Genomic DNA, 16226 nt, shown 5'->3' with positions numbered 1-16226 from the left:
ATGACGAAGACCGATATCGAGACCGCCGTGCCCGAGGCCGGGCGATCGGGCGGTGCCTGGCGCAAGCCCGGGCGGCTGGTCGCCGCGGCGGCGGCACTGGTGGTCGTCGCCGGCTCGGCATGGCTCATCTTCGACGGAAAGGACAAGGCCGTGACCACGGACGAAGTGGTCGGTGGCGTCGCCACCGCGCAGGTGTCAGCGGAAGACCTGGCCAAGGTCAGCCGGACCAGGGTGTTCTTCGGGCACCAGTCGGTCGGGGGCAACGTGCTCAACGGCGTCGGCGCGGTCTACGGCGCGCACAGCCTGTCGGCCCCGCCGATCGAGGAGCGCCGGGACGCGCCGACCGCCTCGGGAGGCTTCGTGGCGCACGCGCCCATCGGCGAGAACACCAAGCCGCTTGACAAGATCAAGGACTTCGACGCGCTCATCCGCGGCGGTATCGGGGCCCAGGTCGACGTCGCGATGATGAAACTCTGCTACGTCGACATCGCGCCGGGTACCGACGTCGACGCGCTCTTCGCGGCCTACCGCGACACGATCGCGGCACTGGAGCGCGACTTCCCGAACGTCACCTTCGTCAAGGCCACGGTGCCGCTGACCACGCAGTACGGCCGCTTGACGCGGCTCAAGCAGTGGGTCACGGGCACAGCCCACGGCGACCTGTTCGGCCCGGCCTCGAATGTGACCCGGGAGCGGCTTAACCAGCTGATCCGCAAGGAGTACGGCGACGCGCACCTGTTCGACGTGGCCGCGGTGGAGTCCGCGGCGCCGGACGGTGACCGGGCCGGCGGCACCTACGACGGGCAGCCCTACTTCGTGCTCGCGGACGCGTTCGCCGCGGACGAGGGCCACCTCAACGGCGAGGGCGCGCAGCGGGCGGCGGTCGCCTGGCTCGCCGCCGTCGCGCAGGCGTCGTCGAAGTAACCGCGGCTGTGAACGTCGGTACCGACATCGTCTCGGTCGTGCGGGTCGCGGCCCTCATGGACCGCAGCGGAGCGGCGTTCCTGCAGCGCTGGTTCACGCCGGGCGAGGTCGCGTACTGCGTGAGCAAAGCGGTGCCGAGCCGGCACGTCGCGGCACGGCTGGCCGCGAAGGAGGCGGTGCTCAAGGCGCTGCCGTTCGCGTGGTCCGGCCCGGTGCCGTGGCGGATGGTCGAGATCGTGAACGGCGGGCACGGAGCGCCGGGCGTCCAGCTGTCCGGCGCCGTGCTGGCCGAAGCCGAACAGGCCGGTGTCGTCGAGATCAGCATCTCGATGTCACATTGCGACGAGTACGCCACGGCCGTGGCCCTGGTGACCTCGTCCGCACGACGGCCCACGCCGCAGCCGGCGCGGACCGAAGCCAGCCAGTCGGGCGCCCCCGCGCGCCCACTCGAAGCGACAGGTGGTGCCGTGGTGGATCGCGGACAGGTCGAACAGGTCCTGACCGAGTGGTCGGGCATGGGGGAGGCGGACGCCGACCCCGAACTCGCGGCGCTGCGGCTGGCGATCCTGTTCGAGGACTCCTTCGACGTGACGCTGACCGACGACGACATCGACCTGGCCGTGCTGAGCGACCCCGACGCCATGGTGCGGGTCCTCGGCCGCGCCCTGAGCGGAGCGTGAGCCCATGTGTGGGATGTGCGGTGTCGCCTCCTTCGAGCAGACCCCTGACCGCGAGCTGCTGCTGGACATGATGCGGCGGCTGGTGCACCGCGGGCCGGACGGCTGCGGATTCTTCCGCGACGACCGCGTGGCGCTGGGGCACACCCGGCTCGCCATCGTGGACACGGCCGGCGGGGCACAGCCGATGAGCAACGCCGACGGCAGCCGGTGGGTGTCCTTCAACGGCGAGATCTTCAACTACGTCGAGCTCGCCGAGGAGCTGCGCGGGCTGGGCCACACCTTCCGAACGTCGAGCGACACCGAAGTGATCGTGCACGCGTGGGAGGAGTGGGGCGAGGACTGCTTCCGCCGGTTCAACGGGCAGTGGGCGGTGGCCCTCTGGGACCGGCGGGCGCGGCGGCTGGTGCTGTCCCGGGACCGGGTCGGCGTCCGGCCGCTCTACTACGCCCGCACCCCGTCGGGCCTGCTGTTCGCCTCCGAGGTGAAGGCGCTGTTCGCCGATCCGCGCCTGCCGCGGGCGTTCGATCCGGCAGGCCTCGACGAGACGCTGACCTACTGGTCCACCGTCGCCCCGCGCACCGTGTTCCAGGGCATCGAGCAGCTGCCACCCGGGCACTACGCGGTATACGACGAATCCGGGTTCCGCACCGTGCCGTACTGGCGCATCGAGTTCCCGGACCGGCAGCAGCCGCTGCCCGACCTGCGCGAGACCACCGAGGCGCTGCGCGACAAGCTCGTCGAGGCCGCGCGGCTGCGTTTCCTGCGCAGTGACGTGCCGGTGGGCGCCTACCTGTCGGGCGGCCTCGACTCCTCGATCACGACGGCGGTCGTCGCCCGGTACACCCGGGCCCCGCTGCACACGTTCTCGCTACGGTTCTCCAGCGACGAGTTCGACGAGGGCGGCTACCAGAAGATCATGTCCGCGGCGCTGGGCACGCAGCACCACGACATCGTGGTGGGCCCGCGTGACATCGCCGACGTGTTCCCTGAGGTGGTGCGGCACGCCGAGACCCCGTTGCTGCGCGCCGCCCCGGCGCCGCTCTACCTGCTGTCGAAGCTGGTCCGCGAGAGCGGGTACAAGGTCGTCGTCACCGGCGAGGGCGCCGACGAGGTGTTCGCCGGCTACGACATCTTCCGGGAGGCCCGGGTGCGGCGCTTCTGGGCCGCCGACCCCGGTTCGGCCAAGCGGCACCGCGCCGCCGAGCTGCTGTACCCGTGGATGGTGCGCTCGCCCGGGCAGGCGCCCGCGTTCGCGCGCAGCTTCTTCGGCCGCAACCTCGATGCCACCGACCCGGCGCTGTCGCACCGGCCCCGCTGGGACGCGACCGCCGTGCTCAAGCGGATGCTGTCGCCGCAGCTGCAGGCCGCGATCGGCGGCACGGACCCGGCCGACCCGGCAGGGCTGGCAGGCGCGCTGCCCGACGGCAGCGAGCGCTGGGACCCGCTGGGCCGCGCGCAGTGGCTGGAGATGACCACGCTGCTGTCCGGCTACATCCTCGCGTCTCAGGGCGACCGCATGCTCATGGCGAACTCGGTCGAGGGCCGGTTCCCGTTCCTGGACGCCGACGTGCTGGAGTTCGCCGCCACGCTCCCGGCCCGGTACAAGCTCTTCGGGCTGGACGAGAAGCACCTGCTCAAGCGGGCCTTCGCCGACCTGGTGCCCGAGGAGATCCGCCGCCGCCCGAAGCAGCCCTACCGGGCGCCGGACGCAGCGAGCTTCTTCGCCGCCGGCACCCCCGACTGGTTCGACGAGGTCACCTCCGCGCGTGCGGTGACCGACGCGGGTGTGTTCCAGCCCGAGCAGGTCGCCGGGCTGGTCGCCAAGTGCCGCCGGACCGGCGGCGAGCAGATGAGCAACACCGACAGCATGCGGCTCATGGCCGTGATCTCGACTCAACTCACCCACCAGCAGTTCATCTCAGGCGACGGCGGGGCCGCGGCCTCGGCGCTGCCTGAACTGCAGGTGGCAGTGGATATGACCCGCATTGACAGCGCCTACGACAACCACCATGGAGGCAACGCATGACCAGCTCGGCCACGGCGTTCGGGCCGGCCAGCCTGCGGATCGACGCCGATCAGGAGATGGCCAGGATCTCGGCAACGCTGACCCAGTATCTGGCGAGCACCAAGCGCCGCGGCATCATCGTCGCCCTGTCCGGTGGCATCGACTCCAGCGTGGTCGCGGCCGCCTGCGTCGCCGCCATCGGCAAGGAGCGCGTGTTCGGCCTGCACATGCCCGAGCGCGACTCCTCGGACGACACGCTGGGCCTCAGCCGCCTGGTGGCCGACAGCCTCGGCATCGAGTCGGTGCACGAGGACATCACCCCGCTGCTCGACGCGGCCGGCTGCTACCGGCGGCGCGACGACGCGATCCGGCTGGTCTGCCCCGAGTACGGCCCGGGGTACAAGTCGAAGATCGTGCTGCCCAGCGTGATCGACTCCGACAGCTTCCGGCTCTACTCGGTGGTGGTGCAGGCGCCCGACGGAACGCAGACCAGGCACCGCCTCACCACGGAGGCGTACCTCGGCATCGTCGCCGCGACGAACTTCAAGCAGCGGGTCCGCAAGATGATGGAGTACTACCACGCGGACCGGCTGAACTACGCGGTGTCGGGCACCCCGAACCGGCTCGAGTACGACCAGGGCTTCTTCGTGAAGCTCGGTGACGGCTCGGCCGACGTCAAGCCGATCGCGCACCTGTACAAGTCGCAGGTCTACCAGCTCGCCGACCACCTCGGCGTGCCGGCCGACATCTCCGCCCGGCCGTCCACCACGGACACCTACTCGCTGCCGCAGTCGCAGGAGGAGTTCTACTTCTCCCTGCCGTACCAGCGGATGGACCTGTGCCTGTACGGGCTCAACAACGGGATCTCCATCGACGAGGTGGCCGCGACGACCGACCTGACCGCCGAGCAGGTGCTCCGGGTGTACCGGGACATCGAGCAGAAGCGGCGCACGTCGAACTACCTACACCTGACGCCGCGGCTGGCCGCGGACGTGTCGGAGATCGAGCACTGAGATCGGATGACGGGCACCCGACCTCCGCGAACTTCCCACCTGACAGGACAGGGTGAGGCATGAGACTGCACGAGTCGCGGAGGCTGGGTGCCCGCGCCCACGACCTGATTCCCGGGGGCGCGCACACCTACGCCAAGGGCGACGACCAGTATCCGGTGGACGCACCCGGTTTCATCGCACGGGGCAGTGGATGCACGGTCTGGGACGTGGACGGCAACGAGTTCATCGAGTACGGCATGGGGCTGCGCGCCGTCACGCTGGGCCATGCCTTCGAGCCGGTGCTCGCGGCGGTGCGGGCCCAGCTCGAGCTCGGCGTGAACTTCACCCGGCCGGCCGCGATCGAGGTGGCGTGCGCGGAGCAGTTCCTCGACGTCGTCGCGCCCGACCGGGAATGGATGGTGAAGTTCACCAAGAACGGCTCGGATGCGACCACCGCGGCGGTGAAGCTGGCGCGGGCGTACACCGGGCGCGACATGGTGGCCGTCTGCGCCGGGCAACCGTTCTTCTCCACCGACGACTGGTTCATCGGCGTCACCGCGATGCCGGCCGGTGTCACCGAGACCACGCGGGCGCTCACCGCCCGGTTCCCGTTCAACGACGCGGAGAGCGTGGCGGCGCTGTTCGCCGAGCATCCGGGCCGGATCGCCGCGCTGGTGCTGGAGGCCTCCTACCAGGATCCGCCCCGGCCCGGATACCTGGACCGGGTCCGTCGGCTCTGTGACGAGCACGGTGCGCTGCTGATCGTCGACGAGATCATCAACGGTTTCCGGATGCACGAACGCGGTGCCGCGTACGTGCACGGGCTCGTGCCCGACCTGGCCACCTTCGCCAAGGGCATGGGCAACGGGTTCTCCGTGGCCGCGTTGACGGGCCGGGCCGACGTGATGGAGCTCGGCGGTCTACGCACCACCCGTGAGCGGGTGTTCCTGCTGTCATCGACGTACGGTGCGGAGACTCACGCCCTGGCGGCGGCGATGGCGACGATGTCGGTGTACCGGGCGGAACCGGTGATCGAGCGGTTGCGCCAGCTGGGGGAGCGGCTCGCAGACGGGGTGCGCGCGGTCGTGGCGGCGCGGGGGCTGTCTGCCTACGTCGACGTGGCCGGACACCCCGCCAACCTGGTCCACGTGACGCGGGACGCGGAGGGCAACCGGTCCCAGGAGTTCCGCACCCTGTTCATGGATCAGCTGATCCGGCAGGGGATCATCGCCCCGTCGTTCGTCGTGTCCTACTCGCACACCGAGGCGCACATCGACCGTACCGTCGAGGCCGTGGACCTGGCGCTGGACACCTACGCGAAGGCGCTCGCCGACGGATGGGAGCACCATCTGACCGGGCGGGCCGTGCGCCCGGTGTTCCGCCCGTACAACTGACCGCACAGCGTCGGTGGCCGCTCGCGTCACGGGGTGAGTTGGAGCGTCACCTTCGAGCAGTGGAACGCCTCGGCGTACGGCGCCCGGCACTCGATGCCCCGCAGTCGCATGAGGCCGCGGAACGTCTCCTCGGTCCACCAGTCTCGGTCGCGCTGTGAGGCGTAGCAGGCGTCGAGGTGCGCGACCTTCGCGGCGGCGATCTCGCCGGTCAGCGGCACGTAGACGTTCGGCCGGCCAAGGTCCCCGTCCCACTTCGGGATCTCGTACTGCAAGTGCAGCGCGGACCGGAACGCGGTGGGCGCCAGCTCGCCGAGCAGCCGGTGGTCCTGGTGCGCGTCGCCGGCCCAGGGCGCCAGCACCAGGTCGGGCCGGTAGCCCGCGGCGTCGTCGAGGATTGCCTTCACCTCGTCCCAGTGGCCCGGCAGCCGCCCGTCCGGCAGCGTGTGCAGGGCCGCGGTGCGGGTGACGCCGGGCAGGAACGCAGCCGCCGCGGCCGCCGCCTCCGCGTGCCGCGACGGAGTGCCCGTGCACAGCACGTAGTGCACGCGCACTGCGGGATTGGCGGCGGCCAGCGTGAGCAGGAACCCGCCTGCGCCGATCTCGATGTCGTCAGGGTGCGCGCCCAGGAGCACCACCTGTCGCACCTCTGGCAGCCGCAGCATCAGGTCAGGCCCCGCACGTCGGTCTGCCCGCTGCGCAGCGGATCCCAGAGCATCCACGGGCAGTTGCCGCGCTGGAACATGTCCTCGAGCTCGGCTCGGTCCTTGAACGTGTCGGCGGCCCGCCAGAAGCCTTCGTACCGCTGCGCGAGCAGGGCACGGCGCTGGGTGAGCCGGTTGAACGCCTGCGGGACCAGGTCCTCACCGGCGCGCAGCGTGTCGAACACGCCCTGCCGCATGACGAAGTATCCCCCGTTCTCCCACTGGCCTTCGCGCAACTCCCGCACACCGGTCACGGAGCCGTCGGCACGGATGTCCATGACGTGGTGGGTGGAGTCCGGCGGCACGGCGAGCACGCTCGCGATGGCGTCGCTCTGCTCGAACCGTGTGATCATGGCCGGCAGCGGGGCGTTGGTGAGCGTGTCGGCGTAGTTGGCGAGGAACATCGTCTCGCCGGTGAGCTGCTCCTTCACACGCATGAGCCGTTCGCCGATGGTGGCAGTCAGGCCGGTGTCGATGAACGTGATCTTCCATTCGGAGATGTCCGTCGAATGCATGCGCAGTTCCCGGCCGCCGTTGGCCAGGGTGAAGTCGTTGCTGAGCGTCTCGTCGTACCGCAGGAAGTAGTCCTTCACCGCGTTGGCGCCGTAGCCCAGACACAGGATGAAGTCGTTGTGGCCGAAGTGGGCGTAGTAGCGCATGACGTGCCACAGCAGCGGCCGGTCGCCGATCATCGACATCGGCTTGGGCGCGCTGCCCTGTCCCTCGCGCATCCGCAACCCGAAGCCGCCGCAGAACAGGACCACCTTCACGGCGTCACGACCTCCAACCGGGGAATCGGGAAGACCAGCCGGCCACCCCAGTCGCCCACATAGGCGAGCTGAGCGCTGATCTCCTTACGCAGGTTCCAGGGCAGCACCAGCACGTAATCGGGCCGGTCGGCGGCGATGCGGTCCGGGTGATGGATCGGGATGTGCGTGCCGGGCAGGAACCTGCCGTGCTTGTGCGGGTTGCGGTCCGTGGTGTATTCGAGCAGGTCGGTGCGGATGGCGCAGTGATTGAGCAGGGTGTTGCCCTTGCCCGGGGCGCCGTAACCCACCACCCGCTTGCCCTCGGCCCGCGCCTGGTGCAGGAAGTCCACGAGTTCCCGCTTGACCTGGAACACCGATTCCGCGAAGCCGCGGTGCCCGGCCGCGGTGTGCAGCCCAGCGGCGGCCTCCGTGTTCAGCACCTCTTTGACGGCGGCGCTGGGCACCCCGCTCGGCCGCGCGAACACCCGCAGCGAACCGCCGTGGCTGGCCAGTTCCTCGACGTGGACCACGACCAGGCCGGCAGTGGCGAGCGCGCGCTGGGCGGTGCGCAGCGTCAGGTAGTGGTAGTGCTCGTGGTAGATGGTGTCGTACTGGTTGCGCTCGATCATCCGCATCAAGTGCTGGAACTCGAGGGTGACCAGCCCGGTGGGCTTGACCAGGGCGGCCAGCCCGGCGGTGAACCCGATCAGATCGGGGATGTGGGCGTACACGTTGTTGGCGACCACGAGATCTGCGCGGCCGTACCGCTCGGCCAGCGCCGTCCCGGTCTCCAGGCCGAGGAACCGCGTCTCGGTCCGGACCCCGGCGGCGCGTGCGACGGCGCCCACGTTGGCGGCAGGCTCCACGCCGAGCACGGGAACGCCGGCGTCCACGAAATGCCGTAGCAGGTAGCCGTCGTTGCTGGCGACCTCGGTGACCAGGCTGTCGGCGCCCAGTCCCAGCTCAGCGATCATGCGGCCGGCGTAAACCCGCGCGTGCTCGACCCAGGACTGCGAGTACGAGGAGAAGTAGGCGTAATCGCTGAAGATGTCCTCGCCGCCCACATACGCCGGCAGCTGCACCAGCAGGCACTCGTCACAGACGCGTACGTGCAGCGGGTAGAACGTCTCACCCGCGTCGAGCTGGTCGGCGCGCAGGAAGTTCTCGCACAGCGGCGACATGCCCAGGTCGAGAAAGGTCGTGTTGAGGGGCGCGGCGCACAGCCGACACGGCACCGGGCTCATGCCCGCGCTTCGCTCTGCTCGTGGCCCAGCGGGCCGCGCTGCCGCACGGCTCGGTTGTCCCGCTTGCTCATGCGGCCACCTCTCTTTGTCACGGTTCATCAGGCCACATCGAGTTCTGCGTCGACCCCGAGGTCCATGAGCGCGGCCTGGATCTCGGCACGGTAGGCGGGATTCGTGATGATCACGATTTCCGGCCGCAGCGTACCCAACGTGGTAGGCGCGTCGACCCGATGGCCGCTGACCGGCAGGTATCGGCCCCATTTGCGCGGGTTGACGTCGACGACGGCAGCGAGGTTGTGGTCCATGTCCACACCGGTGAGGAACTGTACAGCGCGCGAGCCCGCGCCCCACAAGATCGGGCGTCTGCCGTCGGCCGCGTACTTCGCGAGGCTCTCCTGCCAGCGGGCACGTTCGACGCGATGCCGGTCGCCGAAGGCCAGGACCGCGGCGAGGTGCGCGCTCGGGTCGGTGGGCAGCTCCGGATCGGGCAGGCTCCTGGCCGGATCGGTGGTGATCTCGAGATACCGGAACATGCCGTCGAAATAGGTGCCACCGGCCGCCACATGCCACCCCGCCCGGCGCGCGATGCGGCACAGGGCGTAGCCGTCGAAGTAGGAGACGTGCGGGTAGATGACCTCCCAGCCGGCGGTGGACAGGTCGTAGCCCGCGTCGGGCACCTCGAGATAGCCGTGCACCGTCCGGTCGCCGGCCTGTGCGCGCAGGTCCGCCAGGAACTCGTACGGGTCGTCGAGGTGCTCGAACCAGTGGCGGGAGGTGACGAAGTCGAAGGCGGGCAGCCCGGCACCGCGCGGGGCGAGCGCGCTGTGCAGCGTCGCGCCGCTCGGGTCCGCTCCCTCCGGTCCGGCGTACATGGCGTCGTAGCCGGTCCCGCGGCAGGGCGCGTGACCGCACAGTTCCCGCAGGAACTCGCCCTGCCCACAGCCGATGTCCAGCACCTGCTTGCCTGCGAGCTGATACCGCTCCACCAGGTCGTGCACGAGCCCGCTCGAGTATCTGGCGAAGGCCGCCGAGAAGTGCAGGTTCGTGTCCATCGTCGGGTCGTACACGAGCCGTGCCGGGTCGTAGGCCAGGTTCCGGACGTAACCGCAGGACGGGCAGTAGCCCAGGTGCATGCGGCCTGACGGGGAGCCGACCGCGTCGTCCCGGTCGGCCCAGTGCACGCCGCACAGGATCGGCACCTCGCCCAGGTCGGCGAACGGGACGAGGTCGGCGCCCGCGCAGGCATCACAACGACGCGGCATCACGGTTCGATCCAGCGCAGCTCGTCGCTCAGCCGACCGGCCGTCCGCAACGCGTTGATCCGCTTGAGTCGCTGATGGGCCGATCCCATCAGGTCGTCGAGCCTCAGCTCGTACCGTGTGTAGGCTTCGACCAGCTGCTCGATGCCCTTGCGCAGGGTCCAGGCCGGCCGGAACTCGGGCACGTCGGCCGCGATCAGGTCGCAGGACACCCGGTAGTTGCGCAGGTCGGCGGCAGCCCCGGCGGCGAAGGTGACCCGGCTGCCCGGGACCACCTCGGCGACCAGCTCTGCGACCTGGCGGATCAGGTAGTTCTCGCCGGTCTGGCCGACGTTGTACGCCCGCGCGTGGATTCGTTCGCGCGGGACGGCAAGCATGGCGAGGAACGCGGCGCAGATGTCCTCGACGTGAACCAGGGGCCGCCAGGCCGAGCCGTCAGACTGCAGCCGCACCTCGCCCGTGCGCAGCGCGTGTCCCACCAGGTCGTTGACGACCAGATCGCCCCGCAGCCGGGGGGAGAAGCCGTAAGCGGTGGCATTGCGCAGGAACACCGGCGAGAAGCTGTCGTCGGCCAGCGCGAGCAGCCCCTGCTCCGACTCGATCTTCGAAGTGCCGTACGGCGTGATCGGGTTGAACCCGGCGTCCTCGGCCAGCGGCGCGTCGTCCAGGCCCTTGCCGTACAGCGAGCAGGAGGACGAGAACAGGAACCGGGTGGCGCCGGCCGCCTTTGCCGCCTCGGCCAGGCGCAGGGTCGCGTGCAGGTTCACGTTGTACGTCAGGTCCGGGTTGAGGTTGCCCAGCGGGTCGTTGCACAGCGCGGCCAGGTGGATCACGGCGTCCACGCCGGAGCAGTCGTCGACGGTGACGTCCCGCAGGTCCACCCGCAGCGACTCGACCGGGGCGGGCGGCGGTCCGATCAGGCAGTCTGCGTACAGACCGGTGTCCACACCGACCACCTCATGTCCAGCAGCCTGCAACATGGGCGTCAAGACCGAGCCGATGTATCCCTCATGGCCGGTTACCAGTACCCGCAACGTGCTCTCCCTCCGTGTCGACGTTGAGAGTGTCGCCCAGCCGACGGCCGGAAGGGCAGCCACCAGTCGGCCCTATCGGGAACTTGACTTCTCCCGTGGCCTTGCCGCTCGCCACCCATCGCAGCGGGTAGCGTGACATGCACGTCGTGCGTTCGGTCCCTACGGTCTGTGATCGAAGGCCGCCGCCGCTGCGCCGTCGCGGACGGGCCAGCGTAGCCACGGCGGCGTCGTCCATGAAGGAGAAGACCGGGTGCCGACTGCCGACACGCACGCCCGACCGCCCATCGCGTCGCCGCCCCGGCGCCGCATGCCGTGGCGTGGACCGTCGCAGGTCCGCTGGCTCGTGATCGTATGCATCTCTGTGGTGGCCGCACTGTACTGGGGTGCCGTCAACACCGAGGCCGGACAGGCATACGAGGACGCGGTCCTGGACGGCGCCGCACAGGCGTCGGGCGGGCTCGCGGACACGCTGGCACGCGCATTGCTGAAGCTGACGCCACTGGTGGCGTTCGGCGTACTGCTGGGCGCGGTGGTGGTCGGCCGGCGTCGGCGCGGATGGGCCGCGGTGCTCCTCGCGATCGGCATCGTCGTGGTGAGTGCCGGCCTCGTCCAGCTGCTGAAGCACGCGCTGACCCGCCCCATCCTGCTCGACGTCGGCATACGCCGCTGGGATCAGAGCTTCCCCAGCGGCCACACCGCCCTGGCGCTGTCGGTGTACGCCGCGACGCTGCTGGCGATACCCGTCCGGCATCGCCGGATCGTGGGTGTGGTGGTCGGGCTGTGGGCCCTCGGGGTCTGCCTCGCGGTCGTGGCGTCGGGCTGGCACCGCCCGAGCGACGTGTTCGCCGCGGCGCTGATCGTCGTCGCGGTGGCCGCGCCGGCGGCCAAGCTCGACCCGGGCACGTTCGGTCCCATGCCGGAGACCGGCCGCACCGCGGCCCTCATCGCGGTCGGGGTGCTCCCGGTCGCCACCGCGTCACTGGTCCTCGTCGACGACGGCCCGTCGGCGCTGTCGCTGGGTCTGGCGGCGGTGCTGGTCTGGAGCACCTGGACCCTGCTCGCCCTGTGGCGGTTGGACCGACGCGCGACCCGACCGCCGGCCTAGACGGCGCCGCGACAGGATCCGCTGCGGCTTCGGTCAACCGCCGGCCTGGGTTCAGCCGTACACATATGAAGCCGCTGATCTGCTCCGTGCAGGTCAGCGGCTTCTTCGTAGCCGTCGCCAGTTGGAAATCGCTCGGTGATCCAGGTGCGCGGGTAAGTGAAACGTGTACACGCGCGAGGAAAGTCAGCGCGTTACGTCCTTGAAAGTGAACTGGGCGCGGATGCGCAGAGCGCGAATACGCATTTAGCCTCGCATTTCTACAGCAATGTTTTCGAAACGCGCTCGAGATTCTGTCTTTTGGCGGGTTGCCGCACCGCTGGAGCCGACTCATCGCCACTCTTCGCGACAGAACCATCGGGCCGGACCTGTGGCGCGTCAGCCAAACGCATGCGACATGACAACCCCTGAGCGAGGCGTAGGAACGGTATGACCAGGACACTGACCGTGGCAATCATCGGTGCCGGCCCACGCGGCACCTCACTTCTCGAACGTCTCATCGCCAACGCTGCCGAGTGCGCGCCGGACCGGACGATCGCCGTCCACGTCATCGATCCTTATCCGCCGGGGGGCGGTCGCATCTGGCGGTCCCAGCAGTCGCCGCTGCTGTGGATGAACACCACATCCGACGACTGCACGATGTTCACCGACGAGACCGTCGAATGCGAAGGCCCGGTCGTCTCCGGTCCCACGCTCAGCGAATGGGCCCAGGAGCTGGCCACGGGCCGCCTGTCGTCGCCCCCGGGATGCCGGCTCGCTCCCTCCACGTCGGCCGAGGCAAGGAGGATGCAGGGCGGCTGGTTCACTACTCGTCAGACGCAGAGCGACTACCTGTCGTGGGTGTTCTGGCAGTCAGCGAAGAACGGCATGCCCCAGGTACAGGTCCATTCACACGTAGGCCGGGCCGTCGATGTGCACGACCTTCCTCTCGGCCGGCAACGCGTCGTCATGGCGGACGGCCTTCCCCCGGTGGACGCCGACGTCGTACTGTTCGCGCAAGGCAACGTCGATGTCGCGCCGAACGCGGAAGAGGCGCGTCTGACGGAATACGCGGCCGCCCATGACCTGTGTTATCTGCCATCGACCGCCGATCATCGCTTTGACCGGATACCCGCCGCCGAACCGGTGATCGTACGTGGGCTTGGATTGTGTTTCATCGACACCGCCGTGCTGCTGACCTCCGGACGCGGTGGCACATTCCATCGGGACAACTCCGGCGAGCTGCATTACCAGTCGTCTGGTAATGAACCCGTCCTCTTCGTGGGCTCGCGGCGCGGCGTACCGTACTGGTCGAAGATGGACTACAGCCTGACCGGATCACCCCCGGAACCGTTCGGCCACCTCAACGCCGCGGCCGTGGCCGCCCTCGGCGACCGCCCCCTCGACTTCGCCATGGACGTCTGGCCGTTGATTGCCCGCGAAGTCACCCACGCGGGCTATCGCGAGCTTGCCGAATCGCACCCAGAACTCCTTGGCATCGACGCTCGTCAGTTCATTCACCGCCTCGACACCCTCGATTGGGATGGACCGGCACTCAAGGAGCTGGTCGATCGGGCAGTGCGGTTCGACGAGGACCGGATCGACCTGGAGGAAACAGCCCATCCGCTGGCCGGTCGCCACTTCCCCGACCTGGATACCCTCCAGAACTGGATGATCAGTCATATCGCTACCGGAGTTCGACGCGGGCGCGATCCTCGTCACGGCGCGAGCCTGGCGATGCTGCACGGTCTGAGCTCTGCCTTCTCCAGGCTGATCGAACTCGTCAGCGAAGAACGACTATCTCCCGCCTCGTGGGAGCACGATCTGCCCGCGTTCCTTGATTTCTGCCGATTTCTCACCAGCGGACCGCCTGGACAGCGGCAGGAGGAGCTACTTGCCCTGACCCGTGCCGGTATCGTCAGATTCCTTGGGTCGGAGATGACGGTGACCGCCCACGAGGGGCTCTTTCACGCGCGGTCGAGCAACGTGAACGTATCGATCGCAGCCCGATCTCTCATCGAGGCCCGGCTCCCGGAGCGGACGATGCTTCGCGTGAATGACCCATTGCTGTGCAAGCTCATCCAACGCAATGAGATCAGGGAAGAGATCCAGTCGGCCCCCGACGGCGGCGACCGGTATCCCACTGGTCTTATCGATACCGCGGGTCTCATCGATACCGATTCTTTGCATCGCCTGAAGCGCGCTGATGGAACCCCCCACGAGAGTCGCTTCGGGGCGGGAATCCTGTTTTCGGGAAGTGTGCTGGCATCCGGCCGGTTCCCGTCCCCGCGGAGTAATGACGCATTCTTCCGCCAGAATGACGTGATCGCCCGTGCTGCGCTCCACGAACTGGGTCGACGTTGACCGTCGAAACATGATTGAAGCCGCTGGTCTGCTTTCGCAGGTCAGCGGCTTCCCTTAGTGATGATCCGTGGTGCCCCCGGCAGGATTCGAACCTGCGCCCCCGCCTCCGGAGGGCGGTGCTCTATCCCCTGAGCTACGGGGGCTCAGCGACCGACAAAGAGTAGCAGGTCCCCCTCGCGGCATCGAATCGGTATCCGGGTCGGCCGTTCGGCCGATGGCGTGTCGTGTCGATCATCGCGTCGCGGCCGGTTCATCCGATCCGGTGCGCGGTGGCACCGGGCGACGATGTGGCGTTGCACCGCTTCCACCCCTCCGGAGGATCCATGAACAAGCGTCTGCTGGCACCGCTGGCCGTCGTCTCGCTGGCGGCCGCGGGCGCCGGGCTCGCCGTGCTGTTCGCCATGCCCGCGCAGGCGCACCCCGCGCCCACGGCCCCGTACGACGCGGTGCTGCACCAGCCGCACCACGACACCAAGGCGAAGGTCTTCGAGCGCGGCTGCGATGAGATCGGCGACCTCAAGGCCGCGGACAAGGACGGCTGGGTCTTCAACATCTCGCCGGACGAGTTCGACACCGCCATCGGCATGTGGGCGAAGTTCGACACCGGCAGCGGCCAGGTGACGACCCTCATCAAGGACGGCGACGCCGACCCGTACCCGCACGGCTTCGCCAACGCCACGAACAAGCACCTGGCCTGGGTGGTCGTGCCGGCCGGGTGGACGCTGCTGGACGCCGAGGGCAAGAGTGTCGGCGACAAGGACGTCGACCGGATCGTGGTGACGCACACCTGCGCCGGTGCGGGCGGCAACACCCCGTCGCCGTTCCCGTCGGAGTCGTCCGGCGGCACGCCGACGCCCGGGAAGCCGGCCTCCGGCACGCCGACCCCGGGCACGTCCGGGACGCCGGGTACGTCCGGGACGCCGGGCGGCCCGGGTGACTCGCCGTCGCCGTCGGAGCCCGGCCTGCCGGTGACCGGCGCGGCCGTGACGGTCTTCGCCGCGGTGGGCCTGGCGCTGGTCATCGGCGGGGCGGGGACGATGTTCCTGGTGCGTCGCCGCCGCGATCTGCCGACCGAGGTCTGATCGCCGGACCGGCCTGACGCCGGCGTGCTGCGATGAGCAAGGGCCCCGCCGGAACTCCGGCGGGGCCCTTCTCGCGGGTACTCCCTAGCGCTTGGCGAGGGTCGTCTGCAGCTGCTGCATCTCCGAGATCTCCAGCTGCTGCCGGGCCTTCATGCCCTTGGCCAGCCAGAGCACGTCGGGGTCGTCGGTCTGGGTCAGCACGGCGTCGACCATGTGCACGCCGCCCAGGTGATGCTTGATCATCATCTCCAGGAACAGGCGGTCGGCGTCCTTGCCGGTCGCGTTCTCCAGCGCCGTCATCTCCTGCGACGTGGCCATGCCGGGCATCAGGTTGCCGTTGGTCAGGGCCTTGTCGCCGTCGGGCATCCAGGCCATCGGCTTGGCGTCCGAGTTGATGTTGAGGCCCCAGTCCCGCAGCCACTGGCTCATGATGCCGATCTGGGCCTGCTGGGTCAGCGCGATGTCCTCGCCGAGGGTCCGCACCTCGTGCGCATTGCCCTTCTTCGCGGCGATCATGCCCATGGCCACGGCCTGGGCATGGTGCGTACTCATGTCGCGCGCGAAGCCGGCGGCGGCCGAGTCGTCTGCCGGAGTGCCGGCCGACGCGAGCCGGGTGACGCCGAAACCGATGGCGAGCCCGACCAGCAGCGCGAGCGCCACGGAGAGGGCCAGCCCTCGCGTGCTGAACCGAGGGCTGTTCCCCACGTCCGTCATGGT

The 16226-nt window shown here is 69.4% G+C and carries 14 protein-coding genes and 1 tRNA gene; 8 read left to right on the top strand and 7 right to left on the bottom strand.

Going from position 1 to position 16226, the window contains the following annotated elements; translation table 11 throughout:
- The 5 genes from F9C41_RS30615 to F9C41_RS30595 are packed head-to-tail and all read left to right on the top strand — an operon-like array spanning nucleotide 1 to nucleotide 5995.
- Nucleotides 1-924, top strand: a complete 924-nt coding sequence (locus tag F9C41_RS30615; RefSeq protein ID WP_155390270.1) for a hypothetical protein — start codon at nucleotides 1-3, stop codon at nucleotides 922-924.
- An 8-nt stretch (nucleotides 925-932) separates the two neighbouring features.
- Nucleotides 933-1604, top strand: coding sequence for a holo-ACP synthase (acpS, locus tag F9C41_RS30610; RefSeq protein ID WP_196280020.1), 672 nt, complete (start codon nucleotides 933-935; stop codon nucleotides 1602-1604).
- A gap of 4 nt (nucleotides 1605-1608) precedes the next feature.
- Entirely contained in the window at nucleotides 1609-3630 is a 2022-nt protein-coding gene (asnB, locus tag F9C41_RS30605; protein ID WP_155390268.1) for an asparagine synthase (glutamine-hydrolyzing), read from the top strand.
- On the top strand, nucleotides 3627-4622 hold the full coding sequence (nadE, locus tag F9C41_RS30600) for an NAD(+) synthase (protein WP_155390267.1): 996 nt from the start codon (nucleotides 3627-3629) through the stop codon (nucleotides 4620-4622). Before asnB ends, nadE begins: the two co-directional genes overlap by 4 nt.
- Before the next feature lie 59 nt (nucleotides 4623-4681).
- On the top strand, nucleotides 4682-5995 hold the full coding sequence (locus tag F9C41_RS30595; protein ID WP_155390266.1) for a glutamate-1-semialdehyde 2,1-aminomutase: 1314 nt from the start codon (nucleotides 4682-4684) through the stop codon (nucleotides 5993-5995).
- A 26-nt stretch (nucleotides 5996-6021) separates the two neighbouring features.
- On the opposite strand, the gene F9C41_RS30590 is transcribed toward F9C41_RS30595, so the two are convergent.
- From F9C41_RS30590 to F9C41_RS30570, 5 genes are all read right to left on the bottom strand, one after another.
- On the bottom strand, nucleotides 6022-6630 hold the full coding sequence (locus F9C41_RS30590; protein ID WP_230690134.1) for a PIG-L deacetylase family protein: 609 nt from the start codon (nucleotides 6628-6630) through the stop codon (nucleotides 6022-6024).
- Between the two features lie 26 nt (nucleotides 6631-6656).
- The gene (locus tag F9C41_RS30585) at nucleotides 6657-7466 is read right to left on the bottom strand and encodes a glycosyltransferase family protein (RefSeq protein WP_155390264.1); all 810 of its coding nucleotides are present in this window, start codon (nucleotides 7464-7466) and stop codon (nucleotides 6657-6659) included.
- A complete protein-coding gene (locus F9C41_RS30580) occupies nucleotides 7463-8689 on the bottom strand; it encodes a class I SAM-dependent methyltransferase (protein WP_155390263.1) in 1227 nt (408 codons plus the stop codon). Before F9C41_RS30580 ends, F9C41_RS30585 begins: the two co-directional genes overlap by 4 nt.
- A 98-nt stretch (nucleotides 8690-8787) precedes the next feature.
- Nucleotides 8788-9951 (bottom strand): class I SAM-dependent methyltransferase, encoded by a 1164-nt coding sequence (locus F9C41_RS30575; protein ID WP_230690146.1) that lies wholly within the window; start codon nucleotides 9949-9951, stop codon nucleotides 8788-8790.
- A complete protein-coding gene (locus F9C41_RS30570; protein WP_269058993.1) occupies nucleotides 9951-11045 on the bottom strand; it encodes an NAD-dependent epimerase/dehydratase family protein in 1095 nt (364 codons plus the stop codon). Before F9C41_RS30570 ends, F9C41_RS30575 begins: the two co-directional genes overlap by 1 nt.
- A gap of 301 nt (nucleotides 11046-11346) precedes the next feature.
- On the opposite strand from F9C41_RS30570, the gene F9C41_RS30565 reads away from it, so the two are divergent.
- Both F9C41_RS30565 and F9C41_RS30560 read left to right on the top strand, forming a co-directional pair.
- Nucleotides 11347-12087, top strand: coding sequence for a phosphatase PAP2 family protein (locus F9C41_RS30565; RefSeq protein WP_196280019.1), 741 nt, complete (start codon nucleotides 11347-11349; stop codon nucleotides 12085-12087).
- Between the two features lie 426 nt (nucleotides 12088-12513).
- On the top strand, nucleotides 12514-14427 hold the full coding sequence (locus F9C41_RS30560; protein ID WP_155390259.1) for an FAD/NAD(P)-binding protein: 1914 nt from the start codon (nucleotides 12514-12516) through the stop codon (nucleotides 14425-14427).
- A gap of 68 nt (nucleotides 14428-14495) precedes the next feature.
- On the opposite strand, the gene F9C41_RS30555 is transcribed toward F9C41_RS30560, so the two are convergent.
- Nucleotides 14496-14570 (bottom strand) — tRNA-Arg (locus tag F9C41_RS30555).
- 180 nt (nucleotides 14571-14750) lie between these two features.
- Here F9C41_RS30555 and F9C41_RS30550 point away from each other — a divergent pair.
- Nucleotides 14751-15509, top strand: coding sequence for an LPXTG cell wall anchor domain-containing protein (locus tag F9C41_RS30550; RefSeq protein ID WP_155390258.1), 759 nt, complete (start codon nucleotides 14751-14753; stop codon nucleotides 15507-15509).
- Between the two features lie 84 nt (nucleotides 15510-15593).
- On the opposite strand, the gene F9C41_RS30545 is transcribed toward F9C41_RS30550, so the two are convergent.
- Nucleotides 15594-16223: a DUF305 domain-containing protein gene (locus tag F9C41_RS30545; protein WP_155390257.1), complete on the bottom strand. Its 630-nt coding sequence runs from the start codon at nucleotides 16221-16223 to the stop codon at nucleotides 15594-15596.
- Between the last annotated feature and the right edge of the window lie 3 nt (nucleotides 16224-16226).

Source organism: Catellatospora paridis, assembly GCF_009720365.1.
Taxonomy (GTDB): domain Bacteria; phylum Actinomycetota; class Actinomycetes; order Mycobacteriales; family Micromonosporaceae; genus Catellatospora; species Catellatospora paridis.
The sequence above is the reverse complement of the archived record's forward strand: the minus strand, read 5'-3'. Positions and strand labels throughout refer to the sequence as shown.

Coding starts and splice junctions, on each gene's coding strand:
- F9C41_RS30595 (WP_155390266.1), top strand. CDS start 4,682: ATGAGACTGCACGAGTCGCGGAGGCTGGGTGCCCGCGCCCACGACCTG.
- F9C41_RS30580 (WP_155390263.1), bottom strand. CDS start 8,689: ATGAGCCCGGTGCCGTGTCGGCTGTGCGCCGCGCCCCTCAACACGACC.
- nadE (WP_155390267.1), top strand. CDS start 3,627: ATGACCAGCTCGGCCACGGCGTTCGGGCCGGCCAGCCTGCGGATCGAC.
- asnB (WP_155390268.1), top strand. CDS start 1,609: ATGTGTGGGATGTGCGGTGTCGCCTCCTTCGAGCAGACCCCTGACCGC.
- F9C41_RS30575 (WP_230690146.1), bottom strand. CDS start 9,951: ATGCCGCGTCGTTGTGATGCCTGCGCGGGCGCCGACCTCGTCCCGTTC.
- F9C41_RS30560 (WP_155390259.1), top strand. CDS start 12,514: ATGACCAGGACACTGACCGTGGCAATCATCGGTGCCGGCCCACGCGGC.
- F9C41_RS30615 (WP_155390270.1), top strand. CDS start 1: ATGACGAAGACCGATATCGAGACCGCCGTGCCCGAGGCCGGGCGATCG.
- F9C41_RS30545 (WP_155390257.1), bottom strand. CDS start 16,223: ATGACGGACGTGGGGAACAGCCCTCGGTTCAGCACGCGAGGGCTGGCC.
- F9C41_RS30550 (WP_155390258.1), top strand. CDS start 14,751: ATGAACAAGCGTCTGCTGGCACCGCTGGCCGTCGTCTCGCTGGCGGCC.